Annotated in this window: 1 protein-coding gene; it reads left to right on the top strand. The window is 43.7% G+C overall.

Features of this window, described 5'->3' with window-relative positions:
- Window positions 1–270 (top strand): putative Ig domain-containing protein (locus H4J59_RS06230; protein WP_182237805.1); only part of this gene is annotated, 270 nt, incomplete at both ends.

Raw genomic sequence — 270 nt, 5'->3', positions numbered from 1 at the left:
TGTAGGTACAACCAGTAATATCGTACTCACGGTTACTGACCTAGCAAATGTCAGTGATAGCTTAAACGCTTTTACCATTACAGTGACTAACGTAAACGATGCCCCCGTAATCTCAGGTACACCAGCAACAACGATTGCTGAAGATACTCCTTATAGCTTTACGGCAACGGCAACTGATGATGATAACGGGGATATTTTAGTCTACTCAATCACAGGTGCACCAAACTGGTTAAACATTAACTCAGCAACAGGTGTGCTCAGTGGTACGCC

It is taken from the genome of Colwellia sp. MB02u-10 (assembly GCF_014077185.1).
Taxonomy (GTDB): Bacteria; Pseudomonadota; Gammaproteobacteria; order Enterobacterales; family Alteromonadaceae; genus Cognaticolwellia.
The sequence above is the reverse complement of the archived record's forward strand: the minus strand, read 5'-3'. Positions and strand labels throughout refer to the sequence as shown.